Annotated in this window: 19 protein-coding genes and 1 pseudogene; 14 read left to right on the top strand and 6 right to left on the bottom strand. The window is 41.2% G+C overall.

All coding sequences use genetic code 11. The features are described from left to right. Positions 1-190: 190 nt before the first annotated feature. The 3 genes from fldA to VCASEI_RS08790 all read right to left on the bottom strand — a co-directional run bounded on the left by fldA (position 191) and on the right by VCASEI_RS08790 (position 1,885). Positions 191-718, bottom strand: a complete 528-nt coding sequence (gene fldA / locus VCASEI_RS08800) for a flavodoxin FldA (protein WP_086962565.1) — start codon at positions 716-718, stop codon at positions 191-193. An 80-nt stretch (positions 719-798) separates the two neighbouring features. Continuing rightward, positions 799-1,020 carry a DUF2788 domain-containing protein gene (locus VCASEI_RS08795; RefSeq protein ID WP_027696997.1) on the bottom strand — a complete coding sequence of 74 codons (222 nt, stop codon included), beginning with the start codon at positions 1,018-1,020 and terminating at the stop codon, positions 799-801. A gap of 94 nt (positions 1,021-1,114) precedes the next feature. After that, positions 1,115-1,885 (bottom strand): alpha/beta fold hydrolase, encoded by a 771-nt coding sequence (locus tag VCASEI_RS08790; protein ID WP_086962564.1) that lies wholly within the window; start codon positions 1,883-1,885, stop codon positions 1,115-1,117. Positions 1,886-2,001: 116 nt separating this feature from the next. Between VCASEI_RS08790 and VCASEI_RS08785 the strand changes: the two genes are divergently transcribed. The 5 genes and pseudogenes from VCASEI_RS08785 to pgm all read left to right on the top strand — a co-directional run bounded on the left by VCASEI_RS08785 (position 2,002) and on the right by pgm (position 5,774). Further along, the gene (locus VCASEI_RS08785; RefSeq protein WP_089111130.1) at positions 2,002-2,340 is read left to right on the top strand and encodes a c-type cytochrome; all 339 of its coding nucleotides are present in this window, start codon (positions 2,002-2,004) and stop codon (positions 2,338-2,340) included. An 8-nt stretch (positions 2,341-2,348) separates the two neighbouring features. After that, entirely contained in the window at positions 2,349-3,260 is a 912-nt protein-coding gene (locus tag VCASEI_RS08780) for a c-type cytochrome (RefSeq protein ID WP_086962560.1), read from the top strand. Between the two features lie 222 nt (positions 3,261-3,482). Next, positions 3,483-3,536, top strand: a pseudogene (locus VCASEI_RS19875) (replication initiation negative regulator SeqA); the annotation flags it as partial. 6 nt (positions 3,537-3,542) lie between these two features. Then, positions 3,543-4,025 (top strand): replication initiation negative regulator SeqA, encoded by a 483-nt coding sequence (gene seqA / locus VCASEI_RS08775; protein ID WP_374701009.1) that lies wholly within the window; start codon positions 3,543-3,545, stop codon positions 4,023-4,025. Positions 4,026-4,139: 114 nt separating this feature from the next. Then, positions 4,140-5,774, top strand: a complete 1,635-nt coding sequence (pgm, locus tag VCASEI_RS08770; protein WP_089111131.1) for a phosphoglucomutase (alpha-D-glucose-1,6-bisphosphate-dependent) — start codon at positions 4,140-4,142, stop codon at positions 5,772-5,774. A 45-nt stretch (positions 5,775-5,819) separates the two neighbouring features. Here pgm and VCASEI_RS08765 read toward each other — a convergent pair whose 3' ends face one another. Beyond that, on the bottom strand, positions 5,820-6,662 hold the full coding sequence (locus VCASEI_RS08765) for a DUF1853 family protein (RefSeq protein ID WP_394347158.1): 843 nt from the start codon (positions 6,660-6,662) through the stop codon (positions 5,820-5,822). Positions 6,663-6,856: 194 nt separating this feature from the next. Here VCASEI_RS08765 and VCASEI_RS08760 point away from each other — a divergent pair, with 194 nt between their 5' ends. Beyond that, positions 6,857-7,615 carry a Nif3-like dinuclear metal center hexameric protein gene (locus VCASEI_RS08760; RefSeq protein ID WP_089111133.1) on the top strand — a complete coding sequence of 253 codons (759 nt, stop codon included), beginning with the start codon at positions 6,857-6,859 and terminating at the stop codon, positions 7,613-7,615. Between the two features lie 96 nt (positions 7,616-7,711). Here VCASEI_RS08760 and VCASEI_RS08755 read toward each other — a convergent pair whose 3' ends face one another. Further along, positions 7,712-9,001 (bottom strand): citrate synthase, encoded by a 1,290-nt coding sequence (locus VCASEI_RS08755; RefSeq protein ID WP_086962553.1) that lies wholly within the window; start codon positions 8,999-9,001, stop codon positions 7,712-7,714. Positions 9,002-9,403: 402 nt separating this feature from the next. On the opposite strand from VCASEI_RS08755, the gene sdhC reads away from it, so the two are divergent. From sdhC to sucD, 8 genes are all read left to right on the top strand, one after another. Further along, positions 9,404-9,796: a succinate dehydrogenase cytochrome b556 subunit gene (gene sdhC, locus VCASEI_RS08750; protein ID WP_086962551.1), complete on the top strand. Its 393-nt coding sequence runs from the start codon at positions 9,404-9,406 to the stop codon at positions 9,794-9,796. Beyond that, the gene (sdhD, locus tag VCASEI_RS08745) at positions 9,790-10,137 is read left to right on the top strand and encodes a succinate dehydrogenase, hydrophobic membrane anchor protein (protein ID WP_086962550.1); all 348 of its coding nucleotides are present in this window, start codon (positions 9,790-9,792) and stop codon (positions 10,135-10,137) included. Before sdhC ends, sdhD begins: the two co-directional genes overlap by 7 nt. Continuing rightward, entirely contained in the window at positions 10,138-11,904 is a 1,767-nt protein-coding gene (gene sdhA / locus VCASEI_RS08740) for a succinate dehydrogenase flavoprotein subunit (protein WP_086962548.1), read from the top strand. Positions 11,905-11,918: 14 nt separating this feature from the next. Next, entirely contained in the window at positions 11,919-12,632 is a 714-nt protein-coding gene (locus VCASEI_RS08735) for a succinate dehydrogenase iron-sulfur subunit (RefSeq protein ID WP_086962546.1), read from the top strand. Between the two features lie 142 nt (positions 12,633-12,774). Beyond that, positions 12,775-15,588: a 2-oxoglutarate dehydrogenase E1 component gene (sucA, locus tag VCASEI_RS08730; protein ID WP_086962544.1), complete on the top strand. Its 2,814-nt coding sequence runs from the start codon at positions 12,775-12,777 to the stop codon at positions 15,586-15,588. A 73-nt stretch (positions 15,589-15,661) separates the two neighbouring features. Next, entirely contained in the window at positions 15,662-16,867 is a 1,206-nt protein-coding gene (gene odhB, locus VCASEI_RS08725) for a 2-oxoglutarate dehydrogenase complex dihydrolipoyllysine-residue succinyltransferase (RefSeq protein WP_086962542.1), read from the top strand. Positions 16,868-17,016: 149 nt separating this feature from the next. Then, positions 17,017-18,183 (top strand): ADP-forming succinate--CoA ligase subunit beta, encoded by a 1,167-nt coding sequence (gene sucC / locus VCASEI_RS08720; protein WP_086962540.1) that lies wholly within the window; start codon positions 17,017-17,019, stop codon positions 18,181-18,183. Beyond that, positions 18,183-19,055, top strand: coding sequence for a succinate--CoA ligase subunit alpha (gene sucD / locus VCASEI_RS08715; protein ID WP_086962538.1), 873 nt, complete (start codon positions 18,183-18,185; stop codon positions 19,053-19,055). Before sucC ends, sucD begins: the two co-directional genes overlap by 1 nt. A 112-nt stretch (positions 19,056-19,167) precedes the next feature. Here the strand turns inward: sucD and VCASEI_RS08710 are convergent, their stop codons facing one another. Beyond that, positions 19,168-21,021 carry an alpha-amylase family glycosyl hydrolase gene (locus VCASEI_RS08710; RefSeq protein ID WP_337589333.1) on the bottom strand — a complete coding sequence of 618 codons (1,854 nt, stop codon included), beginning with the start codon at positions 21,019-21,021 and terminating at the stop codon, positions 19,168-19,170. Positions 21,022-21,150 lie beyond the last annotated feature (129 nt).

Below are 21,150 nucleotides of genomic sequence, written 5' to 3'. Positions count from 1 at the left end.
TGAATACCAATCGTAATAATTATTTTCTAGCAGATTAACATGTTGATAACGATGCTAGTGGTTGAGCTTATCTGAAAGTATTCGCTATTCTTCAGATATGTTCATTAGTACTAAAGTGACTATAGCATTAGACTTGTGATAACAAAAATCGCGTACATCTGAGATGTCTTTGTAAATCACAGTTAACCTATTAATCAGCAAGCTCTGCTAAACACATTTCATCATAAATCTGTTTTGACCACGTTTTTACGCGTTCATCAGTTAATTCTGGTTGGCGATCCTCATCAATGCAAAGGCCAATGAAGCTATTATCGTCGACAAGTGCTTTTGATGCTTCAAATTCATAACCTTCAGTCGGCCAGTAACCGATGATTGTTCCACCTTTAGCTTCAACGATGTCACGTACCGTTCCCATAGCATCACAGAAGTACTCAGCATAATCTTCTTGGTCACCACAACCAAAAATAGCAACGAGTTTAGTTGAGAAGTCTATTGCTTCAAGCTCAGGGAAAAAGTCATCCCAGTCACATTGAGACTCACCGTAGTACCAAGTTGGAATGCCAAGCAGTAATAGATCAAAATTATCAATATCTTCCTTGCTGCTCTTCGCAATGTCTTGTACGTGCACAAGTTGTTTGCCAAGTTCTTTTTGTATCATTTTAGCAACCGCTTCAGTGTTACCTGTGTCGCTACCAAAGAAGAGTCCTACACTTGCCATAGAAATATTACCTATTTATCTATTACCGGAAACGCCGGTATCAATCTAATTAAAAAGAATTCGTTACGATTGTACGATGGTTAGCCTAAGCCAGTGCCTTCCCAGCTCATTTGGATTAACCCTTTGGCGATAAAGCCCGCGCAACCTAAAAATAGAACAAGCCATACAATACGACGGCCAAACACCGGGACATTACCTTGTTTTAAAACATCTTTGATGGCTAAACCAATCAATAAAAATAACGATGCAAAAAACAGATCTAAGCCTAGAGATTCTATGGTATTGATATGTTCGTAAAGCATGCGTTTGATCACCGTTGTTTTTTATTCCCGAACTATAGCATTAATACAATTGAAAGTTAATGCGAAGTAGTCCGCCGAATAAGTGAAATGCGAATTATTTCTTAATGAATCGGCGAATAGAGCGCAATACCTCAATTGGCTTTTCTGCATGTAGCCAGTGACCGGTATTGGTAATGATATGGGCTTTACTGTTTGGGAACTGTTTTTGAATAGCAGCTTGGTGTTCTGGCATTAAGTAGTCAGAATCAGCACCTTTTAAAAATAAAGTTTCGCCGTTGAAAGGGGATATATCGGCCCAGTCTTGAATGTGCTGATAATTATTAATGATCCCCTCAACATTAAACAACCACTGTAAGTATCCATCTTTATTGTGTAACGATTTAGCTAGGAACTGGCGCACACCATCTATTTCAATATGTTGTGCCAAACAGTCTAAGGCTTGTTTGCGGCTTTGAGGTTTTTCGTTGATAACGGCTTTTAAACCTGAAAAAACATTATCATGGCGTCTTTGTTGATAGGCGACTGGCGCCATATCTAATACGATGAGTTTACTGACTTTGTCAGAGGCAATATTGCAAAGAGCCATCGCCGCTTTTCCGCCCATGGAGTGGCCAATAACTATTGCAGATGAGATATTTAAATCAATGAGCAGATGGTTGAGATCTTCTGCCATGGCAGGATAGTTCATAGCATCACTATGAAAAGAATGCCCATGGTTGCGTAGATCCACACTAATTACCGTATGGTCTTGAACTAAATCTCTCGCTAATAAGCCTAGATTGCTTAAACTGCCAAAAAGGCCATGAATCAGTAGGATTGCTGGGCCTTGACCTTGAATTGTATGGTTAAGCTGTTGGTAATTCATGATAATCCTGTAGCCGAAAGTACAAATTAGCATCATAATACAGCCATAATGAGAAAGTAATCATTTAATCTTTCAAAACTTAATACTGATGTGGTTGTTAAAGTGTGCCTGATGCGATGACCTTTAAACTGCAGTGGCGTGGTGATAAGTGGCCAGGGGATATGCAATTAGGTGAAAAAATTGCCTATAGTGGGAAAATGGAAGTCAATGTACCGTCTTGCGTTGCTTGTCATGGCCCTAGTGGAGTAGGCGTTAAGCCGGGTATTCCTCGTTTGGCTGGACAAAATGCGGCTTATTTAGTTAACCAAATGAAATCGTGGAAAGAAGATACAAGACCTGCTGGTGCAATGGCGATTATGGGGCCAATTGCCAAATCTCTAAGCGATGAAGAAATCAAAGCGGTTTCGGACTATTTTGCCTCGTTAGGGACACCGGTTGCGCAGAAAACTGCGTAGGTGAAAAAATGAAATACTTATTATTAAGCCTATCGCTACTCAGTGGGATGGCTTTTGCCAATGACGGACACAAAGATCTGGGTAGTGTTGATCCGGGTAAGCCACTTGCGCAAGGTGAGGCATATCACCAAGTACCCGATTGGGGAAATGTGCCAGAAGAGCATTTTGCTGAAGCAGTAAAACGTGGTTATTCAATATTTATGAATAGTCAGCAACTGAAAGCATCAGGTGAAGTCGGTAATGGTTTAAATTGTACTAACTGTCATTTGTCTGGCGGTCGTCTAGCTAATTCTGCTCCTATGTGGGGTGCTTATGTTTCTTATCCTGCTTATCGTGGTAAGAACAAGAAAGTGAATACCTACGAAGACCGATTGCAAGGCTGCTTTGCTTACTCAATGAATGGTAAGCCGCCAGAAGCAGTCAGCCAAACGATTTTAGACCTAACCGCTTATTCTTATTGGCTAGCAACCGATGCCAAGGTGAATGCGAAAATTGCCGGTCGTGGGTTCCCTAAATTAGAACAACCGGAACTTAAACCTGACTTTGTTCGTGGCGAAGTTGTCTATGCAACCCAATGCGCGCTTTGCCATGGCGATAATGGTGAAGGGCGTAAAATGGATAACCGTTACGTGTTCCCACCGCTTTGGGGGAAAGATAGCTATAACTGGGGGGCTGGTATGCATCAAATCAGTTCAGCGGCTAACTTTATTAAAACCAATATGCCATTAAGTAAGAGCAACAGCTTGACGGATCAACAAGCGTGGGATGTGTCTGTTTTCATTAATAGCCATGAACGGCCACAAGATCCTCGTTTTAGTAAATCAGTGGCAGAAACCGCAAAAGAGTTTCATGCCAAAGATTCACTTTACGGAACGACATCGGCATTGGATAAGCATGTGTTGGGTTCTAAAGCATATTAATCACTAATACTTAAACGACAAACCTCTATGAAAATTAATTCATAGAGGTTTTTTATTGGCGCTTATTTGTGCACATTCAACAATGTGACAAGAAGAAATAAAACATTCAGTGATCAAAACGATCTTTTTTATTACTAACACCGAGCGATTAGCATAGAGTATCCGGTCAGTTATAGGTATAATCATTCCAGAGTTTAAACAGATTGAGATTGTGAAAAGCCAATGAAAACCATTGAAGTAGATGAAGAACTTTATCGTTATATTGCGAGCCAAACCCAGCATATTGGTGAAAGCGCCTCGGATATTTTACGTCGACTTTTAATCGGTGAGCAGCAAGGATCACAAGCAAATGGAACAGTGACTAAGCCTGTTGCCGTTGATTCACTGGAATCAGCTAATCCAGCTAAACAAGAAAAACAAGATGGCGTGAAAGTCATGCGATCTTTACTTATCTCTGATGAGTTCGCAGAGAAAGATAAAGCGATTGATCGTTTTATGCTGATTTTATCTTCTCTGTATCACGTTGAAGCATCCAGCTTTGCGGAAGCGGCAAAAGTGAAAGGCCGTACACGTGTTTACTTTGCTGATAATGAAGAAACTTTGTTGGCTAGCGGTAAAACAACCAAGCCTCGTTCTATCCCAAACACACCGTTTTGGGTTATTACTAATAATAATACCAATCGCAAACGTCAAATGGTGCAGCAGTTAATGACTCAAATGGGGTTTCAAATAGATTTAATTGAGAAAGTATGTAACTCAATTTAGTTGAGCTTGTCATTAAGTAAGCATTTAGTCTCCCATTGAATCGAGCCTCATAATATTTGAATCATCACATATTATGAGGCTTTTTAATTTTGAAATTATTGAAAAGGACTTGTAATGGCTATTCACCCTAGAGCAGGCACGCACACTTTACCTAAAGATTTAATTAATATTCCTTCTTTAGTCAGTGATTACTTTTTAATTGAACCAAATGCTAAAAATTCCGCACATAAAGTGTTATTTGGAACATCAGGGCATCGAGGCAGTTCTTCAAAATCGACTTTTAATCAAACGCATATTCTAGCGATTACTCAGGCAGTGGTTGATGAGAGAAAAATGGCAGGTTTAACAGGACCTATGTTCGTAGGTAAAGATACTCATGCTTTGTCTGAACCTGCATTTCGTTCTGTGATTGATGTACTTATCGCCAATGATATTAAGGTCATTGTACAAGACAATAATGGCTTCACCCCAACGCCGGGGATTTCTCATGCTATTTTGACTTATAACTTAAAACATGCGGATAAAGCAGATGGTATTGTGATTACTCCATCTCATAATCCACCCCAAGATGGTGGGATAAAATATAACCCAAGCCATGGAGGTCCAGCCGAAGGTGAAATTACACAACGTATTGAAGATTTAGCCAACCAATACATTGTGCGCCAGCTGGAGGGTGTAAAACGTTCAAGCCAAGCGTTGGAAAAAATAGTTGAGATTGATTTTGTTCAACCTTATGTCGATGACTTAATCAACGTTATTGATATGGATGTGATTCAGAAATCAAATATTAAAATAGGTATTGATCCATTAGGCGGTGCTGGAATTGAATATTGGCGACGTATTGCATCGACCTATAATCTTGATATCACTTTGGTTAACGAAATAGTAGACCCATCTTTTCAATTTATGACGTTGGATAAAGATGGTGTTATTAGAATGGATTGTTCATCACCGTACGCAATGGCGAGTTTACTCGCGTTGAAAGATGATTATGATTTAGCATTTGGTAATGACCCAGATTATGATCGGCATGGTATTGTGACGCCACAGGGTTTGATGGATCCAAACCATTATTTAGCCGTATGTATTGACTATTTATTTCGCCACCGTAATGAGTGGGGAAATGAGGTTCAAGTTGGGAAAACCTTAGTTTCAAGCGCAATTATTGACCGTGTTGTTGCCGACCTTGGGCGAGAACTTTGCGAAGTGCCTGTCGGTTTTAAATGGTTTGTTGATGGCTTATATGAAGGTCGCTTTGGATTTGGTGGTGAAGAAAGTGCAGGGGCTTCTTTCCTACGTAAAGATGGCACGCCTTGGTCTACCGATAAAGATGGCATTATTCTATGCTTACTTGCGGCAGAAATTACCGCAGTAACAGGAATGAACCCTCAGCAATATTATAACCAATTGGCTGAAAAACATGGTTCATCTGAATATAACCGTATTCAAGCGGTAGCAAATATAGAGCAGAAAAATGTCTTGAAAAATATGTCGGCTGAAATGGTAAGCGCGGATAAATTAGCAGGGGAACAAATTATCGCTCGTTTAACTCATGCGCAAGGAAATGGCGCTGCGATCGGTGGGCTAAAAGTAACAACGGAAAATGGTTGGTTTGCGGCACGCCCATCAGGTACTGAAGATATCTATAAAATTTATTGTGAAAGCTTCAAAGGAAAGGAGCATCTAAAATTAATTGAACAAGAGGCGCAAGAGATAGTTAATCAAGTCTTTTCTAATGCGGATCTGTAAAGCGCGATGATATAAAAATGATTAGAAGCGAGAGCTAAGTGATACTTAACTTCTCGCTTTTTTATGCTCAGGACTTCTGCTATTAACATTTTTTTTATGGCTGGAATGGTTATATGGCCAGTCGTTTGGTAGAACAAACCAAAAATCACCAGACTTTGACTGACAATGTACAAATTCATCTGTTTCGGATGTTAACAGTTGATTGTTATTACTTCGTCCGGTTAGCCATTGCCCTTTTTTTAACACATAAAGTGGTTCTTCCACCTTTTCAAACTCACTCCAGAAGCACCAATATCCATTAATTTGGCTACTATTTATGCCATAACCCAAGCACGATGTAGGAATATGTTGTCTTCTAAATGGGTTGGTGTACAACCGACCTTGCAATAATAACTGTGGATGTATGTTTTCTAATCGAGGGTATTGTTGTTTAAAGCATTCATGATTGGACATGTTTAATTGATGCTCTAGCATGTGAGATAACTTTAAATCCAATCGATCTTTGCTATTAGGCCCAAACCATAAATCATCAAACAGAATATAAAACTTGATGGCGACTTCCCAGTGCTCGATGGTATCAGTTGGGAGATGTTTTACAATGAAGTCTATTGCACCGATGGTTCGTCCATTATCATTGAGTTGTATTTCTTCGTCAATTAACTGGTAATCAGGATGAGCATGAAAATGCTGCAAACACAAATGTTGGTACCAAAATCCAAGGCGTGAATTGCCAGCATAAGACAGAGAAGGCACTTCAGTACTTGAGTGGAAAGGTATTTCAGCTAATGTATTATTTGGTTTTAACAATGGGGGGGTACAAGCAATCCAATCACTAATTTTTTTAAAAAGTGCGGTTTGCTCATTGAGTGAAATAACATATTTTGATATCGGCACGCTTACAGGATCCCTTAATTTAGACTTTTGACCATCAGTTGCTATAAACTCGTTGTTATAAACGTACCATGGTTATAAATACATAATGGTTATAAACCTATAAGTTGTTATAAGCCAATAGTAATAACTTGCATTGAACAAGAAAAGTATTGCCCTCAAATGAATTATTTAATAAGGCCGTAGACATAATGAATAACATACAGCTTGAACAACTTTTAAATCAAACTCTATCACCACAACTGGTAAAAGACTATTGTCCAAATGGTTTACAAGTGCAAGGTTGTAAAAACGTTCAAAAAATTGTGACGGGCGTTACTGCCTCGAAAGCGCTTATTGAAGCGGCGATAGCGGCTAAAGCGGATGCTATGCTTGTACATCATGGTTACTTCTGGAAAGGCGAAGCGGAACCAATTGTTGGTATGAAAGGGGATCGTATTCGAGCATTAATCCAAAATGACATTAATTTATATGCTTACCATTTACCTTTAGATATTCATCCTCGCTTAGGGAATAACGCACAACTTGCTGGTTTACTTGATATTAAAGTGGAAGGCGGTTTGGAAGGTCATGCTCAATCTGTCGCTATGCATGGCTCGTTTCATGTCGCATTAACTGGAAAGCAGCTTGAAGATCGTATTGATAACGCCTTGAATCGTCAACCTTTACATATTGAGCCGAATGATGCTGATAAAAAAATCAAAACGGTTGGGTGGTGCACGGGTGGTGGGCAAGATTACTTAGAGTTAGCTTCCAAATTTGGACTGGATGCTTTTATTTCAGGTGAGATATCTGAAAGGACGACTTACATTGCTCGTGAGTTAGGAATTCACTATTTTGCTGCCGGTCATCATGCTACAGAACGTTATGGTGTTAGAGCGCTCGGTGAGTGGCTTGCTAAAGAGTATAATTTTGATGTTGAATTTATTGATATTGACAATCCAGTATAGAATTGTCTTTATATTCTTGATTTAGCTGAATAGAAAAACCACTGATTAAAAGTCAGTGGTTTTTTATTTCATACGATGATTAGTATCGTACTTCGATTATTCTCTTTCTTGTAATGGCTGGAAATCACGGCTTGATAGACCAGTGTATAACTGGCGTGGGCGACCGATGCGATTGTCTGGATCTGCATGCATTTCATTCCAGTGTGCAATCCAACCAATGGTACGTGATAGTGCAAAAATTACGGTAAACATTGAAATAGGAATACCAATTGCTTTCAGAATGATACCAGAATAAAAATCGACGTTCGGGTACAGTTTCTTCTCGATAAAGTAGGGATCTGAAAGCGCAATGCGCTCAAGTTCCATAGCCACATCAAGCAGTGGGTCTTCAATGTTTAGTTCTTGTAATACGTCATGACAAGCTTGACGCATTACCGTTGCACGTGGGTCATGGTTTTTATAAACGCGGTGACCAAAGCCCATTAAACGGAATGGGTCATCTTTATCTTTTGCTTTTGCAACGTATTCTTCAATATTATCAACGCTACCAATCTCTTCTAGCATACGAAGACACGCTTCGTTAGCGCCGCCATGAGCAGGCCCCCAAAGTGATGCAATACCTGCAGCAATACAAGCAAATGGATTCGCGCCTGATGAGCCGGCAAGACGCACGGTTGATGTAGAGGCATTTTGTTCATGATCTGCATGTAATGTGAAGATTTTATCCATTGCGCGGGCAACGACAGGGTTCACATTGTACTCTTCACAAGGATTTGCAAACATCATATGTAAGAAGTTACTTGCGTAATCTAAATCATTACGCGGGTAAATGAATGGTTGTCCAATCGAGTACTTGTAACACATTGAAGCCAATGTTGGCATTTTAGACAATAAACGGAAAGCTGTAATTTCTCGGTGAGTTTCATTATTGATGTCTAAAGAATCATGGTAGAAAGCAGCTAAAGCGCCTACCACACCACACATTACCGCCATCGGGTGAGCATCGCGGCGGAAGCCATGGAAGAAGCTGGCGATTTGCTCATGAACCATTGTATGGTTTGCCACAATCTTTTTGAATTTTTCGTATTCAGCGCGAGTTGGGGCTTCGCCATAAAGTAAGATGTAGCATACTTCTAGATAATCAGCATTATTAGCAAGTTGATCGATAGGATAACCGCGGTGTAGAAGGATACCTTTACCACCATCGATGTAAGTAATTTGGGATTCGCAAGACGCAGTAGCAAGAAAACCAGGGTCAAAAGTAAAATAACCACTAGCACCTAGTTTACGAACATCCACAACATCTGGACCATTAGTTCCGCTTAAAATCGGGAGCTCAATAGGTGCTTGACCTTCGATATGAAGGGTCGCTTTCTTATCCGCCATGACATTCTCCTTTGTATATTATTAATCCATCCAGGATTTTTTGTGTGGGGTTTTTGTACTTAGATTAGAGGTTAAAGTCAATTGTTCTCGTTGGTTATGTGTGCTGCTTTTGATTTTTAACATGGAAAAAGTTAAAAATATGTTCTATGTAGCATATTTTGTTACATCAATTGAATTCATATGCTAGCGGCCGTATAGTACATCAGGAGATATTAGTTAACGCCTTATTTTATCAAGAGTTTGGAAAGCTGAATGCTGATAAAGTAGAAATTTAATTAACATAAAATTCATAGATAAACTGGGTGTTATGGACTGAAGTTGTTAATTAAATAGTAACAAGGTGTTGGCTTTTCTATGTCGATGTCGATAATTATAAATAATAATGCTCTAGTATGGAGCTGAGTGAGCACACCCGTGAAAGAAAGAAAGTCCAGACCGGTTAACTTAGATTTACAAACGATACATTTCCCTATTTCCGCAATAGCATCCATTGTGCACCGTGTGTCTGGTGTCATTATGTTTGTTTCTGTTGGTATCTTACTATGGCTACTCGCCACTTCACTATCTTCTCCTCTTGGTTTCGCTCAAGCTTCAAATCTCGTTGATGGCTTTGTAGTGAAATTTATTCTTTGGGGCATTTTAACAGCGTTGGCGTATCACATTTGTGGTGGTATCCGTCATTTGTTAATGGATCTAAAGTATTTTGAAGAGTTAGAAGGCGGCGCCCTGAGCGCGAAAGTGGTTTTCGGTTTAACAGCTGTATTATCGGTATTAGCAGGAGTTCTTGTATGGTAAAGCACATTTCTTCATTCGGACGTAATGGAGTTCATGACTACCTCTTAATTAGAGCATCAGGCATTATCATGACGCTTTACACTGCGTATATGATTGGCTTTTTTGCTTTTGGACCAGATATTAATTACCTCGCGTGGCAATCGTTTTTTGGTGGAACATTTACCAAGGTTTTTACAATGATTGCTTTAGCATGTGTATTAATTCATGCGTGGATTGGTTTATGGCAAGTATTGACAGATTACATTAAACCAACCTTGGTACGTTCTTTGTTGCAGTTTGCCATCATAGTGACATTAGTTGCGTATTTCTTTTCTGGTCTATTTATTCTGTGGGGTGTTTAAGTGAGTATTCCCGTTCGTGAATTCGATGCCGTAGTCATTGGCGCTGGTGGTGCAGGTATGCGCGCTGCCTTACAAATTTCAGAGCAAGGCCTATCTTGTGCGTTGCTATCAAAAGTATTTCCAACCCGTTCTCATACCGTTTCTGCGCAAGGTGGTATCACTGTTGCGTTAGGTAATTCACATAAAGATGATTGGCAATGGCACATGTACGATACCGTAAAAGGTTCGGATTATATTGGTGACCAAAATGCCATTGAATATATGTGTAAGAATGGTCCAGAGTCAGTTATTGAACTAGAAAAAATGGGCTTACCATTTTCTCGCTTTGAAGATGGTTCAATTTATCAGCGTCCATTTGGCGGTCAATCAAAAGATTTTGGTGGCGAGCAAGCGGCTCGAACGGCTGCTGCGGCTGACCGTACTGGACATGCATTGCTTCATACGCTTTATCAGCAAAACATCAAGCACAAAACCACCATTTTCTCTGAGTGGTACGCGCTTGATTTAGTCAAAAATGAAGAAGGTGCGGTTTTAGGTACCACTGCGCTTTGTATGGAAACCGGTGAAATTTGCTACTTCAAAGCCAAGGCAACCGTACTGGCAACTGGTGGTGCAGGTCGTATTTATCAATCGACTACCAATGCGCACATTAACACTGGCGATGGTGTTGGTATGGCATTGCGTGCTGGCGTTCCAATGCAAGATATTGAAATGTGGCAGTTCCACCCAACCGGCATTGCTGGCGCAGGTGTACTGGTTACTGAAGGTTGTCGTGGTGAAGGTGGTTATCTTCTTAATAAAGATGGCGAACGTTTCATGGAGCGTTACGCACCGAATGCGAAAGATCTAGCCGGTCGTGACGTAGTAGCACGTTCAATGATGATTGAAATTCGTGAAGGTCGTGGCTGTGATGGTCCTTGGGGCCCCCACATTAAATTGAAGCTTGATCATTTAGGTAAGGAAGTTTTAGATGCTCGCTTACCTGGTATTTTAGAATTATCCCGTACCTTTGCTCACGTTGATCCGGTGAAAGAGCCGATTCCAGTTATCCCTACTTGTCACTATATGATGGGTGGCGTGCCAACTCAGGTTTCTGGCCAAGCAATTAAGCAAGATGCCAATGGTCAAGACCAAGAAGTTCAAGGCTTGTTTGCTTGTGGTGAAATCGCCTCAGTATCGGTACATGGAGCAAACCGTTTAGGAGGCAATTCATTACTTGATTTAGTGGTATTTGGCCGAGCAACTGGTTTGCATTTAGGTGAAACACTTGCGCTTCAAGCTGAAACGCCAGAAGCAACCGATGCAGATATTGAAGCTTCTTTAGCTCGCTACAATCGTTGGGAAAATAGCACTGGTGGTGAAGACCCAGTGCAAATTCGTAAAGACTTACAAAGCTGTATGCAAAATAACTTCTCGGTATTCCGTGAAGGCGATGCAATGGCGAAAGGCTTGGAAGAGCTAAAAGTGATTCGTGAGCGTCTAAAAAATGCTTATTTATCTGATAAATCGACCGAGTTTAATACGCAGCGTATTGAATGTTTAGAATTAGACAACTTAATGGAAACGGCATTTGCAACGGCAGTAGCAGCGAATTACCGTACTGAAAGTCGTGGTGCACATGCACGTTTTGACTTCCCAGACCGTGATGATGCAAATTGGTTATGCCACTCTATTTATAATCCGGTAACGGAAGCAATGTCTAAGCGTGATGTGAATATGCAGCCAGTACTGCGTGAAGCCTTTCCACCTAAAGCTCGTGTTTACTAAGGGAGATAAAGCAAATGAAAGTTAATTTCTCTTTGTACCGTTACAATCCTGATGCTGATAAAAAGCCTTATATGAAGGATTATGTGCTTGAAGTAGAAGAAGGCTCTGACATGATGGTGTTGGATGCGTTGATTTTATTGAAAGAACAAGATCCAAGCATTTCGTTTCGACGCTCATGTCGTGAAGGCGTATGTGGTTCCGATGGCTTGAACATGAACGGTAAAAATGGCCTTGCGTGTATTACACCCTTATCGGCATTATTAGGTAAAAGCAAAGTGGTCATTCGTCCACTTCCCGGTTTACCTGTCGTGCGCGATCTTATTGTTGATATGGCTCAGTTTTATGATAACTATGCCAAGGTTAAACCCTATTTGATCAATGATAGTGAATTACCACCATCACGTGAAAACCTACAATCACCAGAAGACCGTGCTCATCTAGATGGTTTGTATGATTGCATTATGTGCGCATGTTGTACGACATCTTGTCCGTCTTTCTGGTGGAATCCGGATAAATTTATTGGCCCAGCTGGTTTATTAGCCGCCTATCGTTGGTTAATTGATAGCCGAGATACGGCGACAGATGAACGCCTGTCAAATCTTGACGATGCATTTAGCGTTTTTCGTTGTCATGAGATAATGAACTGTGTCAGTGTTTGTCCTAAGGGATTAAATCCAACAAAAGCGATTGGTCACATCAAAACAATGCTGATTAATCGTTCAGTGTAAAAATTAAGAATTGCTCTGTATGAGCGAGGAACAGTCGGCTCGCATGAGTCGGCTATCAATTCGGCACTTATTACTCGGATAATTGGTAGTTCGAATAATAATGGTCGAGGCATAATTGAAACCTAACAGGTTAAGGGAAAATATGCACAACGGCGTGATGAAGGCATGGCTCGAGTCTTCACACTTGGCTGGCGCCAATGCAACTTACGTAGAAGAACTCTACGAACTGTATCTTAGTGACCCCGATCTAGTCGGTGACGAATGGAAACAAGTGTTTGATAGCCTACCAGTAGAAGCTCCTGCTAATGGTGAACAACCACATTCTCGTGTTCGTGACTACTTCAGACGATTAGCGAAAGAAACAAAGCATTACAATGTCCAAGTTAGTGATCCTGATGTCGATGCTAAACAAGTAAAAGTCCTGCAGTTAATCAATGCTTATCGTTTCCGTGGGCATCAAGCTGCAAGTTTAGACCCTCTTAATATCTGGAAGCGTGAACCAGTTGCTGAATTGGATCCACAATTTCATAACCTCTCCCCAGAAGACTTTGAAGAGTCATTTAATGTTGGTTCGTTTGCCGTCGGGCAAGACACCATGCCTCTTAAAGATATTTACCAAGCTCTAAATAAAATTTACTGCGGCTCTATTGGCGCCGAGTACATGCATATTACTAATACTGAAGAAAAGCGTTGGATTCAAGATCGTTTAGAATCAGTGATTGGAGAAGGTTCATTCTCTAAAGAAGAAAAGCTTACCTTTCTTGATGAATTGACAGCAGCTGAAGGTTTAGAGCGTTATCTTGGTGCGAAATTTCCGGGTGCAAAACGCTTCTCTCTAGAAGGCGGTGACGCACTTATCCCAATGATGAAAGAACTGATCCGTCATGCTGGCTCAAATGGCATGCGTGAAGTCGTTATTGGTATGGCTCACCGTGGTCGCTTAAACATGTTAGTTAACGTGTTAGGTAAAAAGCCACAAGATTTATTTGATGAGTTTGCCGGTAAGCATGGCGATTCATGGGGTACAGGGGATGTAAAATACCATCAAGGTTTTTCCGCTGATTTTGCTACCCCTGGTGGTGATGTTCATTTAGCACTCGCGTTTAATCCATCTCATTTGGAAATTGTTAATCCTGTTGTTATTGGTTCAGTACGTGCTCGTCAAGACCGCTTGAATGATAAGGATGGTAGTAAAGTACTTCCTATTACTATTCATGGTGATTCTGCGATTGCAGGACAAGGTGTTGTTGCGGAAACGTTTAACATGTCACAAGCTCGTGGCTACCAAGTGGGCGGTACGGTTCGTATTGTTGTGAATAACCAAGTCGGTTTTACTACATCGAATCCTCGTGATATGCGTTCTACCATGTACTGTACTGATATTGCCAAAATGGTACAGGCTCCGATATTTCACGTGAATGCGGATGATCCAGAAGCAGTTGCTTTCATCACACGTATCGCGCTTGATTATCGTAATACTTTCAAACGTGATGTTGTGATTGATTTAGTTTGTTATCGCCGTCATGGGCATAACGAAGCAGATGAACCAAATGCAACTCAGCCTTTGATGTATCAGAAAATCAAAAAACATCCAACGCCGCGTAAAATTTATGCTGATATATTGGTTGACCGTAAAACGATTGAATTAGAAGTTTCTACTCAGTTAGTTAATGAATATCGTGATGCACTTGACCGTGGTGAAGTGGTGGTTAAAGAATGGAGGCCAATGGCTCTACATTCCGTTGATTGGACACCTTATCTTGGTCATGAATGGAATGAAGATTGGAATAATGAAGTTGACCAAGACCGCTTAATTGAGCTTGGTAACAAAATTTGCCAATTCCCAGAAAGCCACAAATTGCAAAGTCGTGTTTCAAAGCTATATAACGATCGTGTTTCTATGATCAATGGTGAAAAAGCGATTGATTGGGGCATGGCAGAAACACTGGCTTATGCAACATTAGTGGATATTGGTAAACGTATTCGTATTACCGGCCAAGATTCTGGTCGAGGGACGTTCTTCCATCGTCACGCCGTATTACATGATCAAGAAACTGCAAGTACTTATATGCCTTTGGCACATGTGCATGATCATCAAGGTCCATTCCAAGTGTTTGACTCTGTATTGTCAGAAGAAGCGGTACTGGCATTTGAGTATGGCTACGCAACGGCTGAACCTGGCGGTTTAACGGTATGGGAAGCGCAGTTTGGTGATTTTGCTAACGGCGCGCAAGTAGTCATCGACCAGTTTATTTCATCAGGCGAGCAAAAGTGGGGCCGTTTGTGTGGCTTAACCATGCTTCTTCCTCATGGTTATGAAGGTCAAGGACCTGAACACTCATCTGCACGTTTAGAGCGATATTTACAGCTTTGTGCTGAGCAAAATATTCAAGTAGTTGTCCCGTCTACACCTGCTCAGGTTTACCATATGATTCGTCGCCAAGTGGTTCGCCCTATGCGTCGTCCGCTTATCGTTATGTCACCTAAATCATTATTGCGCCATCCTCTGTGTACTTCATCAATTGAAGAGCTCGCCAGTGGTACTTTCCAAGCCGCTATTCCTGAAATGGATGAGTTAGAGGCAAATAAGGTAAAACGTGTCGTAATGTGTTCAGGTAAAGTTTATTTCGACTTGTTAGAACAACGTCGTAAAAATGAACAACATGATGTTGCCATTATTCGTGTGGAGCAGCTTTATCCATTCCCATATGAAGATGTTAGTAAAGCCATTGAGCAATATACCAATGTAGAAGATTTTGTATGGTGTCAAGAAGAGCCGCAAAACCAAGGTGCATGGTATAGCAGCCAACATAATATGCGCTTTGCACTACCAAATGGTGCCACATTGAAATATGCAGGTCGACCAGCTTCTGCATCACCAGCTGTTGGTTATATGTCAGTGCACTTAAAACAACAAAAAGCGTTGATTGACGATGCTTTGAGTTTGGATTTTTAAGTTAATTGTATTTTGTTAAGTTAAACAGCTTACTACGCTAGTGAAATAAACTAGATAAAAGGATTAAACAGTTATGACAATTGAAATTCTTGTTCCAGATCTACCTGAATCAGTTGCAGACGCAACGGTAGCAACGTGGCACAAGCAGCCTGGTGACGCGGTTTCTCGTGACGATATTTTAGTCGAAATCGAAACCGATAAAGTTATTTTAGAAGTACCGGCTCCTGAAGATGGCGTTTTAGAATCCATCATTGAAGAAGAGGGTGCTACGGTGCTTTCAAAGCAATTACTCGCGAAATTAAAAGCGGGTGCAGTTGCTGGCGAACCGACGAAAGATAAAGCAGCCTCTACGGAAGCATCTCCTGATAAACGTCATACTGCGGCATTATCAGAAGAGTCAACCGATGCATTAAGCCCAGCCGTTCGTCGTTTGCTTGCGGAGCATAATATTGATGCTTCAGCAGTAAAAGGGACGGGGGTTGGTGGTCGTATTACTCGCGAAGATGTTGATGCTCATCTTGCTAAAAAATCTTCTGCGCCAGTGGCGAAAGAAGAAGCAATTGAGGCGCCTGCAGCCGCTCGTACTGAAAAACGAGTTCCAATGACTCGTCTTCGTAAGACCGTGGCTAATCGCCTGCTTGAAGCTAAAAATTCAACGGCAATGTTAACGACATTTAATGAAGTGAACATGAAGCCTATTATGGATCTTCGTGCACAATATAAAGATCAGTTTGAAAAACGCCATGATACGCGTTTAGGCTTTATGTCTTTCTACGTAAAAGCAGTTACTGAGGCACTTAAACGCTATCCAGAAGTGAATGCTTCAATTGATGGTACGGATATCGTATACCACAATTATTTTGATATCAGCATGGCGGTATCGACGCCACGTGGTCTTGTAACACCAGTATTAAAAGACTGCGACTTACTTGGCTTTGCTGACATTGAGAAAGGCATTAAAGAGCTGGCGATTAAAGGTCGTGATGGCAAGCTTCAAGTTGAAGATTTAATGGGCGGTAATTTCACCATTACTAACGGTGGTGTGTTCGGTTCATTAATGTCTACTCCTATCATCAATCCTCCTCAAGCGGCTATTTTGGGTATGCATAAAATCCAAGATCGTCCAATGGCGGTTAATGGTAAAGTTGAAATCTTACCGATGATGTACCTTGCTTTATCTTATGATCATCGTTTAATTGATGGTCGTGAGTCTGTTGGTTTCCTAGTAACGATTAAAGAATTACTAGAAGATCCAGCTCGTTTATTACTTGATGTATAAGCGTTAAGTACATCAGTGAGTAAACTTGAGTAGGTATAAATAGGTACCTACTTAGGTTAAAAATCAGTACACCTACATGACAATGGCATTTTAGATTAGATGCCAATGGAAATTATAAATCCCTACGGATAAGAAACGGAAGTATCACAATGAATTTGCATGAATATCAAGCCAAGCAGCTATTTGCTGAATTCGGATTGCCGGTACCAGAAGGTTATGCTTGCAATACTCCACTTGAAGCTTATGAAGCAGCAGGACGAATCTCAACGGCTAAAAAAGTGGTTAAGTGTCAGGTACACGCGGGTGGACGTGGTAAAGCGGGTGGTGTAGAGCTACATGACACTAAAGATGGTGTAAAAGAGTTTGCTCAAAAGTGGCTAGGTAAAAACCTTGTAACTTACCAAACAGATGCAAAAGGTCAGCCGGTTACTAAAATTTTAGTGGAAGAAGCATCAGATATCGCAAATGAATTGTATTTAGGTGCTGTTGTTGACCGTGGCACACGTCGTATCGTGTTCATGGCATCAACGGAAGGTGGTGTTGAAATTGAAAAAGTGGCGGAAGAAACGCCGGAGCTTATCCATAAAGCAGCAATAGATCCTTTAGTTGGTCCTCAGGCTTACCAAGGTCGTGAGTTAGCCTTCAAACTTGGCCTTAAAGGCAATCAAATTAAACAGTTTACGCAGATCTTCATGGGTCTGGCAAACATGTTTGGACAGTACGATCTTGCATTACTTGAAATTAATCCACTTGTGGTGACTGGTTCTGGTGATTTAGTTTGTCTTGATGGCAAAATCAACATCGATTCAAATGCAATGTACCGTCAACCTAAGCTACGTGAAATGCACGATGCTTCTCAAGAAGATGAGCGTGAAGCACATGCGGCACAATACGAGCTAAACTACGTAGCACTTGATGGCAATGTGGGTTGTATGGTTAACGGTGCTGGCCTTGCTATGGGAACGATGGACATCGTTAACTTGCATGGTGGCAAACCAGCTAACTTCTTGGATGTTGGCGGTGGCGCAACCAAAGAACGTGTTGCTGAAGCATTTAAAATCATCCTTTCTGATGAGAATGTAAAAGCAGTTCTTGTGAATATCTTTGGCGGTATTGTTCGTTGTGACATGATTGCTGAAGGCATCATTGGCGCAGTGAAAGAAGTTGGCGTTGAAGTACCTGTTGTGGTCCGTCTTGAGGGGACGAACGCTGAGTTAGGGCGTGAAGTATTAGCCAAATCAGGTCTAGATATCATTGCAGCAACTTCTCTTAAAGATGCAGCAGTTCAAGTAGTTAAAGCGGCGGAGGGCAAATAATGTCTGTTCTAATTAATAAAGATACGAAAGTTATTTGCCAAGGTTTCACTGGCGGTCAAGGTACATTCCATTCTGAGCAAGCTATCGACTACGGTACGCAAATGGTCGGTGGTGTTTCTCCAGGCAAAGGTGGGACAGAGCACTTAGGTCTTCCTGTGTTTAATACTGTTCGCGAAGCGGTAGAAGCAACGGGCGCAACCGCTACGGTTATCTACGTACCAGCCGCATTTTGTAAAGATGCTATTTTAGAAGCCATCGATGCGGGTATCGAGCTTATTGTTACTATTACTGAAGGCATCCCAACGTTGGATATGCTTGATGTGAAAGTGAAGCTTGAAGAAACTGGCGTTCGCATGATTGGTCCAAACTGCCCAGGTGTCATCACTCCTGGTGAATGTAAGATTGGTATCATGCCAGGACATATTCATAAACCAGGCCGTGTTGGTATTGTTTCACGTTCAGGTACATTGACTTATGAAGCCGTGAAGCAAACGACGGATGCTGGCTTTGGTCAATCAACGTGTGTTGGTATCGGTGGTGATCCTATTCCTGGTACTAACTTCATCGACGTATTGGAAATGTTCCAAAACGATCCAGCGACAGAAGCAATCGTAATGATTGGCGAAATCGGTGGTACAGCAGAAGAAGAAGCGGCAGCTTACATTAAAGCAAATGTAACTAAACCGGTTGTTTCTTACATTGCTGGTGTAACTGCCCCTCCTGGTAAACGTATGGGCCATGCTGGCGCTATTATCTCAGGTGGTAAAGGTACGGCTGAAGATAAGTTTGCTGCCCTAGAAGCGGCCGGTGTTAAAACCACTAAATCCCTTGCAGAGATCGGTGAAGCACTGAAAGAAGTTACTGGCTGGTAATATAGGTAAGGCTTCGATAATCAGCTAAAACTTAGCGTGATATGAAAAGAAACCGGAGTGCATGAATGTGTTCTCCGGTTTTTTATATCCTTTATTAGTCGTTAAAAATGGCTTAATAGCATTTAGAAACCATCACTTTTTCAGGTAACCCGGACTTGGAAAACTGAAGGCTCCAAACATATTTCCCTGATATTGGCAGTAGCGCTGCGGTGTCCTTGCCATAACCACCATATTTCATCTCACTGGCTTGACCTGATGTGAGCTCTAAACCGGTTGCCGTAAATTGAGGTTTCCAGTTCTTAGTGGCATATTGCATACGGTAGCTGCCTGCTTGTTCATCCACTACCACTTGGTACACACCATTCCCCCTGTATGTAAACTGACGATTATCAACGTGCTCCCAGCCTGAATCTGTAAAATCACCCACCACATATAGCGGATCATCTATAGGGCCATTTTCACTTATGATTGGGTTATTACATTGTGCTAAAAATCCTTGCCCGCTAATCGAAGTCTGTGGCTTTTCAATGATTAACTTTTCAGGTGTTTTAATACTAAGAAAGCGAGCTTCAAAAGGTTTTAATGAAATAGAGTATTGACCATGGTTAGGTTTAAAAATAGTGCCTTTGATAAGATCAACTAATTGGTCTGATGAACCGAGCTGATGAGTACTCAATTTGAGCATTTGTGGCTTGGTTGAGGTACTGACCATAAAAATCAACGATTGGTCTTGATAAGATTTATGATCCACATATACATCTTGGGTCGCGAGAACCGATGCTCGATCTCCTTGAGAGAGTACGGGATGTTCACCCCTCAGTTTCATTAATGCAGCGACTTTTTGTTTCAGATTTTGCTCTGGTAGGGATAAAGTTGCAGTAATACCTTCAATTTTGGCGCTAGAACGAGCGACATGGTCATCACATAAACCTTGTGCAGCACATATATCATCAGGCACTTTATCGTAAAAACCTTTTACTTCATCGCCAATCTCTTCGCCATAATATAAGGTGATAGGGCCTGAATAAGCTGCCATAAAAGAAATTGCGGCTAGGTGGCGTTGCCAATAGCTATTATCTTCTGGTTGTGCGATAAATCCACGTTGTAACAGATCGCCAAATCGTACCAAATCATGGTTTCCTAACATGAGGTTCGGTCTTGCGTGCTTTGGGTTTAGATCATGTAATTGCATTCCTTGTGCCAACCAATCGCCTCCTTTATTTCCATTACCATTCTCATTGACAGCAAAAGTTTCGACTAATCGATAGCGCATTGGAAAGTCAAAAGCAGAACATAATGCGGGATTGGTGTCACTGCCGTAGCCATTCTCGGTAATGTAATTTTGGCTATTCCAGATCTCTGCTACCATATAACCAAGCGGATTTACCATTTTACCTTTGGCATTTGCGTATTGAACCTGTTCCGATGCTTGTTCAACTGAGTGACGTAATTGAACCCAAAATTGAGTAGGGACTTGATAGGCTTGATCAAGCCTCCAACCATCAATTTTCAATGTTTTAATCCAATAGGTTGCCACCTCTTGATAAAATGGCAGGCTTTCGGGATAGCTGACAGGATTATCTTTTCCGATAGGCAATAAGCCTGAAGGTGATGGTTTAATATTAGATTTATGATGGCCAAATACACCATCAAAGAAAACGTATAATCCTCGTTTATGAGCTTCTTTGACTAAGGTTTTGGCTTGTTTTAATGTGCCAAACTTAGGATCAATTTTAAAGTAATCACTGGTAAAGTAACCCGTGGCATCGAGCTTATCATCCCAATGGGATTGCCCTTTAATCGGACTTGATTCAAAAATAGGGGTGAGCCAAATGGCGTTGACACCAAGTGATTGAATGTAATCAAGAGAGTCGATAATACCTTGTAGATCTCCTTTATGATGGCTCGTACCATAGCCAGTATTGTAATCGGCCTGTTTGTCACCATCGACAAAGCTTTCGACCATGATTTGATACATTCGAAGGTTATTGGTTTCTATTTGAGAAGGTTGAGTACAGACTGAATCAACACTGTTTTCATTCGCGAGTAAAGCATGTGATCCGCTCCAGCTGTTTTGGACACTGAGTTAAGTGAG

This window comes from Vibrio casei (genome assembly GCF_002218025.2).
GTDB lineage: Bacteria > Pseudomonadota > Gammaproteobacteria > Enterobacterales > Vibrionaceae > Vibrio > Vibrio casei.
Note: the sequence above shows the minus strand (reverse complement) of the source record. Positions and strands in the feature narration are given on the sequence as shown.